General features: G+C 61.4%; 11 protein-coding genes. 5 read left to right on the top strand and 6 right to left on the bottom strand.

Annotated features, from left to right (window positions below; translation table 11 throughout):
• Positions 1-6: 6 nt before the first annotated feature.
• On the bottom strand, positions 7-666 hold the full coding sequence (locus BUC04_RS00055) for a TetR family transcriptional repressor PsrA (RefSeq protein WP_067664653.1): 660 nt from the start codon (positions 664-666) through the stop codon (positions 7-9).
• Between the two features lie 328 nt (positions 667-994).
• Between BUC04_RS00055 and BUC04_RS00050 the strand changes: the two genes are divergently transcribed.
• Entirely contained in the window at positions 995-2,773 is a 1,779-nt protein-coding gene (locus BUC04_RS00050) for a M2 family metallopeptidase (RefSeq protein ID WP_373277986.1), read from the top strand.
• Between the two features lie 77 nt (positions 2,774-2,850).
• On the opposite strand, the gene BUC04_RS00045 is transcribed toward BUC04_RS00050, so the two are convergent.
• Positions 2,851-4,896 (bottom strand): S9 family peptidase, encoded by a 2,046-nt coding sequence (locus BUC04_RS00045; protein ID WP_067664657.1) that lies wholly within the window; start codon positions 4,894-4,896, stop codon positions 2,851-2,853.
• Positions 4,897-5,164: 268 nt separating this feature from the next.
• Between BUC04_RS00045 and rimO the strand changes: the two genes are divergently transcribed.
• Together rimO and BUC04_RS00035 are read left to right on the top strand one after the other, a co-directional pair.
• Positions 5,165-6,595 (top strand): 30S ribosomal protein S12 methylthiotransferase RimO, encoded by a 1,431-nt coding sequence (rimO, locus tag BUC04_RS00040; RefSeq protein ID WP_067664659.1) that lies wholly within the window; start codon positions 5,165-5,167, stop codon positions 6,593-6,595.
• Positions 6,596-6,834: 239 nt separating this feature from the next.
• Entirely contained in the window at positions 6,835-8,442 is a 1,608-nt protein-coding gene (locus BUC04_RS00035; RefSeq protein ID WP_067664661.1) for an AbgT family transporter, read from the top strand.
• Positions 8,443-8,536: 94 nt separating this feature from the next.
• Here BUC04_RS00035 and smrA read toward each other — a convergent pair whose 3' ends face one another.
• A complete protein-coding gene (gene smrA / locus BUC04_RS00030) occupies positions 8,537-9,115 on the bottom strand; it encodes a DNA endonuclease SmrA (RefSeq protein ID WP_200804640.1) in 579 nt (192 codons plus the stop codon).
• Positions 9,116-9,277: 162 nt separating this feature from the next.
• On the opposite strand from smrA, the gene BUC04_RS00025 reads away from it, so the two are divergent.
• Positions 9,278-9,841, top strand: coding sequence for a YybH family protein (locus tag BUC04_RS00025; RefSeq protein ID WP_143165477.1), 564 nt, complete (start codon positions 9,278-9,280; stop codon positions 9,839-9,841).
• Positions 9,842-10,303: a YchJ family protein gene (locus BUC04_RS00020; RefSeq protein ID WP_067664667.1), complete on the top strand. Its 462-nt coding sequence runs from the start codon at positions 9,842-9,844 to the stop codon at positions 10,301-10,303. It abuts the gene before it with no gap.
• Here BUC04_RS00020 and BUC04_RS00015 read toward each other — a convergent pair.
• The 3 genes from BUC04_RS00015 to BUC04_RS00005 form a co-directional block, all read right to left on the bottom strand.
• Complete coding sequence (locus BUC04_RS00015; RefSeq protein WP_067664669.1) at positions 10,284-12,419, bottom strand: putative bifunctional diguanylate cyclase/phosphodiesterase; 2,136 nt, start codon at positions 12,417-12,419, stop codon at positions 10,284-10,286. The two genes, BUC04_RS00020 and BUC04_RS00015, sit on opposite strands and share 20 nt — an antisense overlap.
• A gap of 86 nt (positions 12,420-12,505) precedes the next feature.
• Positions 12,506-12,787: a DUF406 family protein gene (locus BUC04_RS00010; protein ID WP_067664671.1), complete on the bottom strand. Its 282-nt coding sequence runs from the start codon at positions 12,785-12,787 to the stop codon at positions 12,506-12,508.
• A 132-nt stretch (positions 12,788-12,919) separates the two neighbouring features.
• Positions 12,920-13,411, bottom strand: coding sequence for a VC2046/SO_2500 family protein (locus BUC04_RS00005; protein WP_067664673.1), 492 nt, complete (start codon positions 13,409-13,411; stop codon positions 12,920-12,922).
• Positions 13,412-13,585 lie beyond the last annotated feature (174 nt).

Genomic DNA, 13,585 nt, shown 5'->3' with positions numbered 1-13,585 from the left:
TTCTTCTTAACCAAATTGGCGTTCAGGCTGGGCCTGAGGCTGCGGGGCAGAGACCCCGGAAGCCACGTAGGGAATGATACGGCGCAGGACAGATTCGACGTCGTTATCCTGCTTAAAGTCGGCATTGGCAATGTCACACAGGGCATCGAACGAGCTCATGGTAAACACCAGGGTGCCCAGAGCGTAGTGCAGGCGCCAGAACACCTCCACCGGGGTGACATGGGGAGCAGCACGATGCACCAGCGCCCCGATCAGGGTGAGGATGCTGCCGTAGTGGGTAGTCATAAACCAGCGTAGGTGGCCCTGGTTCTCGATGTAGCCCCGGCCCAGCAGCTGCAGATAGATGGCGGTGCCGTTGGGACGGATCCGGTTGGCCTCCATCAGCGGCTGCACCATCGCCTCGAACACCTGTTCCAGGGTTAGCCCCGGCTGAGACTCCAGTGGCTTAAGCGCCACCTGCATGCTCGGCATGGTGTGGTCGAGGTAGCGGGCCAATACCGCCTGGATCAGCTCCTTTTTAGATCCAAAGTGATAGTTTACCGACGCCAGGTTTACCTCCGCCTTGCTGGTGATCAGCCGCAGGGAGGTTTCCGAAAAGCCGCGTTCAGCAAACAGCTTCTCAGCGGCGTTTAAAATGCGTTCTTTGGTACTGAGTCTGTTAGCCATTATGGTCAGCCCGCGGAAGAATCAAACGTTTGTTTAAAATAAGCTGCTCAAACTCAGAAGTCAAAACAGCCGTACGCTCAATCCGCAATACCCCTTATACAAAGATTTTTATCTCTTATTGAGTCACTTGCGGAACCTTTCTGTCCCGGCCCAGTCAAACAGACACAACGCTCTCCCTGGCCCGGTGGAACCCAATCTGTCATTCCCCATCGGGCTTTTTTTTGCCCTTCACTCAGCAACATGGGTGCATTATCATCGTAATCAAACGATAACATCAGGAGTGCACCCTATGGCTTTGGTGCCCCGCTTAGTGCCGCTTGTCGTGGCCATGGCGTTGGCCGGTTGCAGTCCTACCGGCCAGGAATCCGCCCATCGGGTTAAGACCGAACCTGCGGCGCTGCTGCAACAGGCCGAGCAGGAACTGGCTCAGCTTGACGCTGAGGCCAACCGCGCCCAGTGGATCTACGAGAACTACATCACCACCGACACCGCCACCCTGGCCAGTGAAGCCAACCTGGCCTTCACCCAGGCGGCGGTGCGTCATGCCACGGCCGCAGCAAAGCTCGACCCCACCACCCTCTCGCCGCTGGATCAGCGCAAGCTGTCGGTGCTGCTGCGTAACCTGATTTTGCCCGCCCCCAGTGATGAGGCCAAAAGTCAGCGCTTGGCGGAGCTGGATATCGAACTCAATCGACTCTACAGCACCGGACGATTCTGCATGGCACCGGAACGTTGCCTGTCACTGCCGCAGCTCTCCACCGTGATGGACCAAAGCCGTGATCCGGATGAGCTGCTGCAGGCCTGGGTTGGCTGGCGCAGCATCGCGCCACCGATGCGGCCGCTGTTTGCTGAGCAGGTGAGCCTGGCCAACGAGGGGGCCGAGGAGCTGGGGTTTGACGATGTCGGCCAGATGTGGCGCAGCCAGTACGACATGCCCGCAGACCAGTTTGCCGAACGGGTGGACGCGCTCTGGCTCGAGGTGAAACCGCTGTATGAAGCGCTGCACTGCTATGTCCGAGGGGAGCTGGGCGAGGTGTACGGCGACGAGGTGGTGAGCCAGTCTGAGCCGATCCCTGCTCATCTGTTGGGCAACATGTGGGCCCAGCAGTGGAGCAACGTCTATGACCTGGTGGCCCCGGAGGATTTGCCCGGCCCCGGCTACGACCTCACCCTGTTGCTGTCCGAACACGGCTACGACGAACTCAAGATGGTGCAGCAGGCGGAACGCTTTTTCACCTCCATGGGCTTCGCCCCGTTACCGGATACCTTCTGGCAGCGTTCGCTGTTTGTCGAGCCGCAGGACCGGGACGTGGTGTGTCACGCCTCCGCCTGGGACCTGGATAACCGTGAGGATCTTCGCATCAAGATGTGCATTCAGCGCACCGGTGAGGACTTCAGGGTGATCCACCACGAGCTGGGTCACAACATCTACCAACGGGCCTACCAGCATCAGCCCTTCCTGTTCAAAGAGAGCGCCAATGATGGCTTCCATGAGGCCATCGGCGATGTGATCTCATTGTCCATCACCCCGGCCTACCTCAAGCAGATCGGTTTGCTGGAGAAGGAGCCACCAGCGGAAAGTGACATCGGCCTGCTCTTACGGGAAGCGATGGAAAAGGTGGCTTTCCTGCCCTTCGGCCTGTTGGTGGACCAATGGCGCTGGCAGGTGTTTTCCGGTGAGATAGCCCCGTCTGACTACAACCAGGCCTGGTGGGATCTGCGCCTGGAATACCAGGGGGTCGCTCCACCTGTGCCCCGCTCCGAGCTGGACTTTGACCCGGGCGCCAAGTACCACGTCCCCACCAGCGTGCCCTACACCCGCTACTTCCTGGCTCACCTGCTGCAGTTCCAGTTGTTCGAGGCGCTGTGCAAGGAGGCCGGGCACCAGGGGCCTATCCACCGCTGTACCCTCTATGGCAGTCGGGAAGCCGGCGAGAAACTGGACGCCATGCTCAAGCTGGGGCTGAGTCAGCCCTGGCCCCAGGCCCTGGCGCTGGTGACCGGCGAAGAACAGATGAGTGGCCAGGCGATGCTGAACTACTTCGCCCCTTTAAAAGACTGGCTCAACCGCCAGAACGCCTGGGCCGGCCGCCGCTGCGGCTGGTAGATAGCAACAACAAGAAATAAAAAGGCACGCCATCCGGCGTGCCTTTTTGGTTCCTAGGGGCAACCCCGGGACGAAGATCAGCGGGCGGAGGTGATCACCGTGCGCAGCGGATCCGGCAGGAACTCGGCTCCCTGCAGGATCTGGATGCTGGAGCCGGCAAAGTCCTGACCGACAGGCTCGGCGTAGCCACCGTTACAGCGCGCCAGAAAGTTCTCCGCCACCGCCACGAAGGAGATGTTGTTCTCCGGACGGGCAAAGCCATGGCCCTCATCCGGGTAGAGCAGATAGGTTACCGGGATCCGCTTGGCGACCATCGCCTCCACGATCTGATCTGATTCCGCTTGCTTGACCCGGGGGTCGTTGGCCCCCTGGGCAATCAGCAGCGGCCGCTTGATCTGCTCTACGTAGGTCAGCGGCGAGCGCTCCTGCAACAGCGCCAGCCCCTGCTCGGTTTGCGGGTCACCGATGGCGCGGGCGAACACCTGGCGGAACGACTCCCAATAGGGCGGGATGGAGGCCATCAGGGTCTGCAGATTGGAGGGGCCAACGATGGAGACGCCGCAACTGAACGCCTCCGGGGTCATGGTCAGGCCCGCCAGGGTGGCATAGCCGCCGTAGCTGCCGCCCATGATCGCCACCTGATCCGCCTTGGCGATGCCCTGCTCCACCGCCCAGGCCTTGGCATCGAGCAGATCGTCATGCATCGCCCGGCCCCACTCGCCGTTACCGGCGTTGACGAAAGCCTTACCAAAGCCGGTGGAGGCGCGGAAGTTCACCTGCAGCACCGCATAGCCGCGGTTGGCTAACCACTGCACCATGGGGCTGTAGCCAAACACATCCCGGGCCCAGGGGCCACCATGAACCAGCAGCACCATGGGCAGCGCCTGCTCCGGTCGGCCATCGCCATTGCCGTCACTGCCGCTGGGCAGGGTGAGATAGGAGACCAGCTCCAGGCCATCGCGGGAGGGGATGGTCACGCCCTGCATCTTGGCCAGGTTCAGCCCCTCCAGCGCCGGCTGGGTGACAAACAGCTCGCTCAGCTGGCCGCTTTCAAGGTCAAACACCTTGTAGACCGGCGAACGGTTGCTGTCGTCGGTATAAAGGGTCCAGTAGCGATTGTCCTGGGTCTGGGCCAGCACACTGGCGCCGCCGCTGAGCTGCGCGTTGAGCTGGTCAATGCTGGCCTGGTACTGGGGATCCACCGCCTGGTAGCGGGGCCGGTGATAATCCTCGGCATAGGCGATGGGCTGATGGGTTTGCGGATGCAGCAGCACGTTGCTCACATCCACCCGCTCGGAACTGGCCAGCACCCGGCTGTCGCCGCTTTCCAGGTCAACGTAGACCAGCGCAGCCTTGTCACGGCCGCGACTGTCCACCATGTAGAAGCCCTGGTTGTCCTGATCGAAGCCCAGTATCCCGGTCAGCAGGATGTCCTCAAACGGGATGGTCAGCAGCGGCTGCCACTGATCCCCTAGTGCCTTGAGCACGGTGGCACCGCCATCCGCCTCGGAGCGGGTGGCCAGTCGAACCGTCAGGCTGTTGTCCACATGCAGTGAGGCAAAGCCGTCGTTGCGCGCCAGCAGGGTGCGTTCACCGCTGGCCAGGTCCACCAGGTAGAGATCGTGCCACTTGGGGTCGCGGTCGTTGATCCCCACCGCCACCATGCCCGGTACCTGGCTGCTTTGTGCCACCAGTTGGGCGGAGATCCCGGCATAGGGGGTCAGGTCCACCACGTCACCGGAGGTCAGTGCCACGCTGTAAAGATGCCAGTTTTCATCGCCGCCGATGTCCTGGCTGTAGATCACATGCTCGCTGTCCAGCGCCCAGCCGTGGCTGGGGATCCCCCGACCTGTGTCCTCGGTGATCGCCCGGGCAGAGGCAAAATCACCCCGCTTGGCCACCCACAGGTTCATCACCCCGTTGAGCGGGGCACGGAAGCTCATCATTTCACCGTCAGGGCTGAGACGGCCCTGGAAGCGTTCCGGGTTGCCAAACAGCACCTGGCGATCGATCAGCTCAGGTTGCGCTGCGGCAGCGGCCGGCGGCTCGGTGGGTTCGCTGCTGCAGCCTATAAGGCTGACACACAGCAACAGACTGCCCAGGGCGGGGAATGTCCTTTTCATGTTCTCTGTCCTTGCGCGGTTGAGGAGGGGGCGCGTCATGGCCGCAGCCGAGCCAATGCCTAAGTAAAGGTAGCTAACAATCAATGGCTTGGACTAAAAGTTGAGTGAAAAGCCGGTATTTACCGGTAATTGAACTAAATAACCTGTAACCAGAAGCGCTTAGTCCTTCAACAGTACAATAAATCGCCAGCCATGGCTGTATCTGCAATCGCCATTGGGTATAATCCGCCGACTTTTTGCCAGCTCAACCAGGAAACCTTCGTACGATATGACCGTAAAGACCTTTGACCCGTCCGAGTCCCAGCCCGCCGCGGTACAGCCCAACACCACCCACGCCACCAAGGTGGCGCCGGCGATGGGCCAGACCAACCCCGGTGACGGCACCCGCATCGGCTTTATCAGCCTGGGCTGCCCCAAGAACCTGGTGGATTCCGAGCGGATCCTGACCCAGCTGCGGATCGAAGGCTACGACATCGTCAACACCTACGAGGGTGCCGACCTGGTGATCGTCAACACCTGCGGCTTTATCGACTCGGCAGTGCAGGAGTCTCTGGACACCATCGGCGAGGCGCTGAAGGAGAACGGCAAGGTGCTGGTGACCGGCTGCTTGGGCGCCAAAGAGGACGAGATCAAGCAGATCCACCCCAAGGTATTGGGGATCACCGGCCCCCACGCCTACGAGGTAGTCCTGGAGCAGGTCCACGCCCACCTGCCCAAGCCGCAGCACGACCCGATGACCAGCCTGATCCCGGATCACGGCGTTAAGCTGACCCCCCGTCACTACGCCTACCTGAAGATCTCCGAGGGCTGCAACCACAAGTGTACCTTCTGCATCATCCCCTCCATGCGCGGTCAGCTGGACAGCCGCCCCATCGGCAACGTTCTGGACGAGGCCAAACGGCTGAAGGACGCCGGGGTTAAGGAGCTGCTGGTGATCAGCCAGGACACCGGGGCCTACGGTGTGGACAGCAAGCATGTCACCGGCTTCTGGAACGGCATGCCGGTGAAGACTGCTCTGCTGCAGCTGGCGCAAAAGCTCGCGGAGTTCGGGATCTGGGTGCGACTGCACTACGTCTACCCCTACCCCAACGTGGCGGATCTGATGCCGCTGATGGCCGAGGGCAAGATCCTGCCCTACCTGGATATCCCCTTCCAGCACGCCAGCCCGCGGGTACTTAAGCTGATGAAGCGCCCGGGCAACGCCGAGCGTACCCTGGAACAGATCCAATCCTGGCGCGAGCAGTGCCCGGACCTGGTGATCCGCTCCACCTTCATCGTCGGCTTCCCCGGTGAGACCGAAGCGGACTTTGAGCTGCTGCTGGACTGGCTGGCCGAGGCCCGATTGGACCGGGTCGGCTGCTTCAAGTACAGCCCGGTGGACGGTGCCGTCGCCAACGACCTGCCGGACGCCGTGCCGGAAGAAGTAAAAGAGGAACGCTACCAGCGCTTTATGGCACTGCAGGCACAGATCAGCCGGGAGAAACTGGCGGACCGGGTCGGCCAGGAGATGCTGGTGATGGTGGATGAGATCGGTGAAGACGGCGCCATCGGTCGCAGCTACGCCGACGCCCCGGAGATCGACGGCAAGGTAGTGATCGGCGGCGAGTACGATCTCAACCCCGGTGACATGGTCTGGGTCAGCATCGAATTTGCGGATGATCACGACCTGTTTGGTACCTTGGTGGAAGACGACGAATGATCGCCCATGAAATGAAAGAAGCCGCGTAAGCGGCTTTTTTTTCGCCATAAAAACCCTTGACCACCGACTTTCGTTCACACAACTCAACCCCCACAGGCAATGACTCGGTCACCAACGCGTCACATTCGCCAGGAAAAGCTTGTTCTTGCCGTCCGGTCGCCCCTACAATCGGTCGGTCTCGCCTTTGTACGAGTTGTCATAAAACACAATAACAATGACCTAAACGTTGGAAGTTTTTCATGAGTTCTAAACCTGCTCAAAACAGCACGGACCCGATGGAGATGGCCCAAAGTGGTGCCTTTCGTCGCTTTCTCGACGTCGTCGAGCGCCTCGGTAACCTGCTGCCGCACCCCATCACCCTGTTCGCCATCTTCTGTGCCGCCATCATCCTGATCAGTGGCATCGCTGGCTTCTTCGACCTGTCTGTGGCGGATCCCCGTCCTGAAGGTGCCGCTGGCCGTAGCGCCGACGGTGTGATCACCGTGTTCAGCCTGCTCAGTGCCGAAGGCCTGCGCATGATGGTCTCCAACATGGTGACCAACTTCACCGGCTTCGCCCCGTTGGGCACCGTGCTGGTGGCCCTGCTGGGGGTCGGCGTTGCCGAACGCTCCGGCATGATCTCCGCCGCCCTGCGCGGTCTGGTGATGGGCGCTTCACCGCGCCTGGTGACCTTCATCGTGGTATTGGCCGGTATCCTGTCCAACACCGCCTCTGAGCTGGGTTACGTGGTTCTGGTGCCGTTGGCGGCCCTGACCTTCCACTCCCTGGGCCGTCACCCGCTGGCCGGTCTGGCCGCAGCCTTTGCCGGTGTATCCGGTGGCTACTCCGCCAACCTGCTGCTGGGCACCGTTGACCCGCTGCTGTCCGGCATCACCGAGTCCGCTGCCCACATCATTGACCCCAGCTACACAGTCGGCCCCGAGGCCAACTGGTGGTTCATGATGACCTCCACCTTCGTGGTGGCCAGCCTGGCGACCTTCGTCACCGAGAAGATCGTCGAGCCCAAGCTGGGCAAGTACGATGAGTCCGAGGCCGCTGACGACGTCGAACACGACGAGATGCAGCACCTGACCGCACAAGAGAAGCGTGGCCTGAAGGCTGCCGGTCTGACCATCCTGGGTCTGTCCGCGCTGCTGGCACTGACCGTGGTACCGGAGTGGGGCCCGCTGCGTCACCCGGAGACCGGCATGGTCGCTGGCTCGCCGTTCCTACGTGGCATCGTTGCTTTCATCTTCTTCTTCTTCGCCATCCCGGGCTTTGTCTACGGCAAGGTGGTGGGCACCATGAAGACCGACCGTGACGTGATCGACGCCATGAGCCACGCCATGTCCACCATGGGCATGTACATCGTGCTGGTGTTCTTCGCCTCCCAGTTTGTTGCCTACTTCAGCTGGACCAACCTGGGTGCCATCACCGCGGTGCTGGGGGCGAACTTCCTCAACAGCATCGGTCTGGACGGCCCGCTGCTGTTCATCCTGTTCATCATGGTGTGCGCCTTCATCAACCTGATGGTGGGCTCAGCCTCGGCCCAGTGGGCGGTGACCGCGCCGATCTTCGTGCCGATGCTGATGCTGGTGGGCTACGCCCCGGAAACCATCCAGGCGGCTTACCGTATCGGTGACTCGGTGACCAACATCATCACCCCGATGATGAGCTACTTCGGTTTGATCCTGGCGGTGGCCTGTCGCTACAAGAAGGACCTGGGGATCGGTACCCTGGTGGCCACCATGCTGCCCTACTCCATCGTACTGTTCATCGGCTGGACCATCCTGTTCGTGCTCTACGTGTTCGTACTGGGCATGCCGGTGGGTCCGGGCTCCCCGACCTACTACACCCCGGGCGGCTAAGCCCCAAGGTGATAAGAAAGCCCGCTCAGATGAGCGGGCTTTTTGTTTGCTGAAGTTGCTGGGCTACGTGGCTTCACCCCGTGCCCGGCTGCTCTCACTTCTTCTGATGACGTTCGCGGTTCTCCAGCTTCTGGGCCGGACTCTTACGCATCAATACATAAACCGCACCGGTGCCGCCGTGCTGTTTCAGCGCAGTGTGATAGGCCAGCACCTCAGGGATCATCGGCAGCCATTTGGCCACGTAGCTTTTCAGCACCCCGCGATGGGGCTTGGAGTTGAGCCCCTTGCCGTGCAGCACCAGGGCACAGCGAATGTCGTTGCGCTGACAATCGGCCACGAACTGCAGCAGAGCGTGTCGAGCCTGCTCCACCGTGTGGCCATGCAGGTCCAGCCTCGCCTCCAGCTCATACTTAGCCAGCCGCAGGTTCTTATACACTCCATGCTGCATGCCGCCGCGGGTCCAACCGATGACGTCGTCTGGATCTACCAGGTCCACCGCCTCCAGGGTCAGGGCGTCCTGGGCCGGATCCTCCTCCCGCTGCGCTGCCGCCCGTCGGGCCAACTGGGCCTCACTGGCCTGCTGTCGTTCCTGTTGTACGACCTTATCCGCGGAGTTGAGCGGTACCACATCGGACATCGCTTCAAGAAACAGATCCGTTTCCTCTTTCCCCATCATAACCTCCGCATTGGGTCTGTTGCTTTGCAGCCAGTATACCTCGCTCCCGGCCGTCGGGGAGTCCCTTAGGCCCCTCGCTAACATTTTGTAAACCTTCCTCGCTTTACATACGCCGGCGCTGCCGCCAAATTGTTAACATTGAGATTTAGGAGAGTGCACGTGTTCCGCTTTTTAATGATTGGCCTGCTCTTTGCGCCCTGGGCGCATGCCATGGAGGTGGTGGATCCCAATACCGAGATCAACCCCATCTACGACCTGTTTGTGCAGGCTTATCAGCAACTCGACGCCGCTCCACTGTCCCAGCGCTATGGCGTAAAGGCCTGCATGATGGGGGTGTCCGAGCGGGATGGCTTCTTCGAAGGGCCGGAACAGATCCGCACTGCCTACCAGCGCTGGTTTGACAAGATCCGCGCCAAAGAGGGCTCAATCGACATCCGCTTCCGGGTGGTCAATCGTAACGTCAGCGATGAAACCGTTACCGACGCCGGCTTTTACCTGATCCGCTACAGCCCAGCGGAGAGCAGCCAGCAAGCGCCGTCAGAGTTTGCCGGCAAGTTCATCATGACCTTCCGCCAGGACGACCAGGGCGAGTGGCAGATCGAGGTGGACTCCGCCAGCCGGGTCAAGGCTGAGCTGTTTCACCAGGCCACCGCCAAACAGGGCCTGTACTTTGCGGAGCCGTTCGAGATAATGGCCGCCCAAGACAGCCACCCCGAGCCCTGAATGATGCTTTGCCCCTGTGGCAGCACCCGGCCCTACGCCGATTGCTGCCAGCCCCTCCACCTGGGTCAGACCCAGGCCAGTTCCCCTGAACAACTGATGCGCTCGCGCTACTGTGCCTTTGTCCAAGGCCAGGCGCAGTACCTCTATGACACCCATCACCCGGAGTTTCGCGCTGGCCTCAGCGTCGATGAACTGGCCGAGGCCAGTCAGCAGACCCAGTGGCTGGGCCTGACCATCGTCGCAGCCCCGGCGCCCCAGGGAAGCCAGGGCGTGGTGGAGTTTAAGGCGCGCTTTCACCAGGGGGAGGATGAGGGGATACTGCATGAGCGCTCCCGCTTTGCCCTGCAGCAGGGTCGCTGGCTTTACTGCGACGGGGAGTTTGACCCCAAGCCGGTGGCCGCGGGTCGCAATGCCCCCTGCCCCTGTGGCTCGGGCAAGAAGTTTAAGCGCTGCTGCGGCTAGCGGGTAGCAGGTCGATCTCCGCTTCCAACAGGGTTTCCAGGGTCTGAGGCAGCACCGCCTTGCTGAACAGGAAGCCCTGGGCTTCGTCGCAGTCCAGCGCCGCCAGGAACTGGCGCTGGTATTCGTTCTCCACCCCTTCCGCGGTTATAGACAAACCCAGCGCCTTGCCCATGGCGATGATCGCCGGCACCAATTGCTGGCTCTCCGGTGAGCTCTCCAGATCGGCGATAAAAGAGCGGTCGATCTTCAGCTTGTTAACCGGCAGCTGCTTGAGATAGCGCATCGAGCTGTAGCCGGTACCGAAGTCATCGATCGCCAGTACGATCCCCAGCTCGCCCAATTGGTCGCACAGCTTGGTCACCAGCTGGATATCCTCCAGCAAAGTGGTCTCGGTGATCTCCAGCACCAGGGTACCGGGCTTGACCCGGTACCGGTTCAACTGGGCCCAACAGATGTCATACAGCTCGCCACTGAGCAGCTGCTTAACCGAGACATTGACGTGCATCTGCAGCGCCGGCCAGCGCCGCTGCCACAGGTGCAGCTGGTACAGTGCCGTTTCCAGCACCCAGCGGCCAATGGTCTCGATCTGGCCACTGCGCTCCGCCAGCTCGATAAACCGGCCCGGCAGCATTAGGCCCAGCCTGGGATGGTGCCAACGCAGCAGCGCTTCGGCACCGAGGATGCGACCTTGATTTACGTCCACCAGTGGCTGGTAGTGCAGCTCAAACTGGCGCTTGCCCAGGGCCAGTTCCAGATCCTGCTCAATTCGCCGTCGCTCCTGGTACTGCGCCAACAGGGGGGCGTCAAAGGCCTGGTAGCCCGTCCCCTCTTTGGCCCGGGTCATCGCCCACTCCAGCGCTGCCAGGGGCGAGAGCTGGTCCTGCTGCTGCACCTGCTCCAACACCAGTGAGGAGAGGCTCAGGTTGACCGCACACTTGTGGATACCAAACACCATCTGCCCCTGCAGGCGCTTGCGCAGCAAGGCGGCGATCTCCGCCAGGCTGGCCGGCGGACGGCGCTCAAACAGCAGCACAAACTCATCGGCGCCGATGCGGTAGAGCGCGTCGGTCTCCAGCATCTGGCCACCGTGGCGCAGGCGGCGGGCCAGCTCAATCAGGATCTTGTCCCCCACCGAGTCGCCGTAGTGATCGTTGATGGCGCGAAAGCCCACCACATTGATCAGCATCAGCCCCCAGGGCCCGTCGCCCTGCAGACGCTGCTGCAGGGCCAGGCGATTGCCCAGCCCGGTCAGCTGACAGCGCCATGCCTTGGCTTCCAGGTCCTGTTGGTGGCGGTGCAGCCGGCTGACATCCTCCAACTGCACCAGCAGGTAGCCAGGCTGTTCATCCACCCGGGTCAGCCGGTAGCCCAGCCACTGGCCATCGGGCCCCATCGCCAGCTCACCGCTGGCCTCGCCCTCGGCAATCGCTTGGTGCACCAGCCCCGGCAGCTGTTTGGGCAGCTGCAGACGCCGCATCAGTTGGCGCAGTGAGCGCCCCAGCACCCGCTGGGGCTCCAGCTGAGTTAGCTCGAAGAAGGCCGGATTGGCCTGACGCAGGGTGAGATCTCCCAGGGTCAGCGCCGCCACCGCGGTATGGGTCGTGGCCAGGGCAGCCCGGTACAGCGCCATCTCCTCGCTTTCCAGCACGGAACGATGGCGTCCCAGGTGACGGCCCAGCTCACGGGCTATTGGCAGCAGTGCGCTTGCCGGCGGCGGTGTGGCCACGTCGCCGCTCTCCAGTGCCAACACCCCCCAACAGCGCCCTTGCTCAACCAGCGGAAGATGCAGCAGGGCCTGACAGGAATCCAGGGAGAGGGACGGCAGAGGCGCGGCGCCGGGGGTTAGGGTTCGACTGAGAAAGGGGTGGTTGTGCAGATCTGCCAGCAGCTCTGGGGCCGCCGACAACAGGCAACCGGCCAGCGGATGTGGCTCAGGCCCCTGCTGACACAGCGGCAACAGTACCTGCAGCTGGGGGTCATAAAGCCAGATGGCGACGTGCCATTGGGGATACTCTAGCTGGATCTCTCGACAACACTCCCGCGCCAGCGGGTAGAAATGACTGAATCCATGGCGCTGACGCAACAGCTCAAGCAGTGCGCCACTTCCTTGCTCCATGCAACCTTCATGATGGGTGGCAAAAAATTAGGCTTACACTAACGTGCAAGCCTAATCTTTTCAACGCGTTAAAGCGGTATTTACATTTATTGCAATTCCATCTCGAAGATCAGCCGTTCTGCCGCACAAGAGAAGGTCAGGGTGCCGGTCAGGCGTTTATCTTGCTCCTGCCAATCGGCGTTCACCTGCACATCGTCAAAGCGCTTCTTGGCCCGCTCTGCCAGTTCGGCAAACTTCGCCTCGGCAGCGGCTTGATTGTCCGCCGTGATGGGCAGGCTCAGCACCGTATCCTCTTCGGCAATCACGGCACCGACGTCCATAAAGGCGCCGCAGCACTCGGTGATCAGATCCTGCGTTTTGTTTTCCATGCGTACCTCGTTTCATGGGGACAATGAATCAGCTGTGATTATAGGCACTGTCCCGGCAAAAACTGCCAAGCGGATCACGCAAACGAAGGGTAAAGCACTGACGGGGATGGGAGACTTAATCGAAGTGGGCGATTAGGCTGCCCGGTGGAGGGCTTCACTCTGCAGTCGCTGCTGGGCGATCAGATCCGCCAGGTCGACCTGCGGCGGCAGTTGTCGCATCTGTTGCGCCACCGCGGCGGGTCGATCGCTCCAGGGCTCGGCATTGCTCAGTGCTTCGGTCAGGCCATGGCCATGCTCGCCCCGACTGGAGACCGGCTCAGGCACCAGGCAGTGTTGCAACCGGCTTTGCACCAGGCCCCCTTGCTGGAACGCCTCGGCCACACTCACCTGGGCCTCACGGTACTCCTGCTCCAGTGGCGCCGGCTCCGGCAGCTCCAACGCCCGACGGGCGTCGATGGGCTCACCCAGCTCATCACGTTGCAACTGGAACTGGCTTTGAAAACGCACATCTTGTACCAGCATCGACAACAGCAGGCCGAACTCGCCACGACGGTCCTGCAGGACCGCCTGGTTAAGGGCATCCCCCAGTTGAAGCTCGTTGACCAAGATGGCGTCGGTGCGCATACAAAATATCCAAAAATCGTTGATTCATTCGATTTATCGCCCTAAGCAGCCAAAACTTTAGAAGAAATTTGACTTCAAGGCTTTACAGGGCCGATTTGGCTGTTAGTATACGCCCCGCACTTGTGGAGGGGTTCCCGAGTGGCCAAAGGGAACAGATTGTAAATCTGTCGGCTC

The sequence above is a fragment of the Ferrimonas marina genome (assembly GCF_900129905.1).
Classification (GTDB): Bacteria; Pseudomonadota; Gammaproteobacteria; order Enterobacterales; family Shewanellaceae; genus Ferrimonas; species Ferrimonas marina.
The sequence above is the reverse complement of the archived record's forward strand: the minus strand, read 5'-3'. Positions and strand labels throughout refer to the sequence as shown.

What these genes read in the sequence shown, in the direction of transcription:
- BUC04_RS00055 (WP_067664653.1), bottom strand. Translation starts at nt 666, where the DNA reads ATGGCTAACAGACTCAGTACCAAAGAACGCATTTTAAACGCCGCTGAG.
- BUC04_RS00050 (WP_373277986.1), top strand. Translation starts at nt 995, where the DNA reads ATGGCGTTGGCCGGTTGCAGTCCTACCGGCCAGGAATCCGCCCATCGG.
- BUC04_RS00045 (WP_067664657.1), bottom strand. Translation starts at nt 4,896, where the DNA reads ATGAAAAGGACATTCCCCGCCCTGGGCAGTCTGTTGCTGTGTGTCAGC.
- rimO (WP_067664659.1), top strand. Translation starts at nt 5,165, where the DNA reads ATGACCGTAAAGACCTTTGACCCGTCCGAGTCCCAGCCCGCCGCGGTA.
- BUC04_RS00035 (WP_067664661.1), top strand. Translation starts at nt 6,835, where the DNA reads ATGAGTTCTAAACCTGCTCAAAACAGCACGGACCCGATGGAGATGGCC.
- smrA (WP_200804640.1), bottom strand. Translation starts at nt 9,115, where the DNA reads ATGGGGAAAGAGGAAACGGATCTGTTTCTTGAAGCGATGTCCGATGTG.
- BUC04_RS00020 (WP_067664667.1), top strand. Translation starts at nt 9,842, where the DNA reads ATGATGCTTTGCCCCTGTGGCAGCACCCGGCCCTACGCCGATTGCTGC.
- BUC04_RS00015 (WP_067664669.1), bottom strand. Translation starts at nt 12,419, where the DNA reads ATGGAGCAAGGAAGTGGCGCACTGCTTGAGCTGTTGCGTCAGCGCCAT.
- BUC04_RS00010 (WP_067664671.1), bottom strand. Translation starts at nt 12,787, where the DNA reads ATGGAAAACAAAACGCAGGATCTGATCACCGAGTGCTGCGGCGCCTTT.
- BUC04_RS00005 (WP_067664673.1), bottom strand. Translation starts at nt 13,411, where the DNA reads ATGCGCACCGACGCCATCTTGGTCAACGAGCTTCAACTGGGGGATGCC.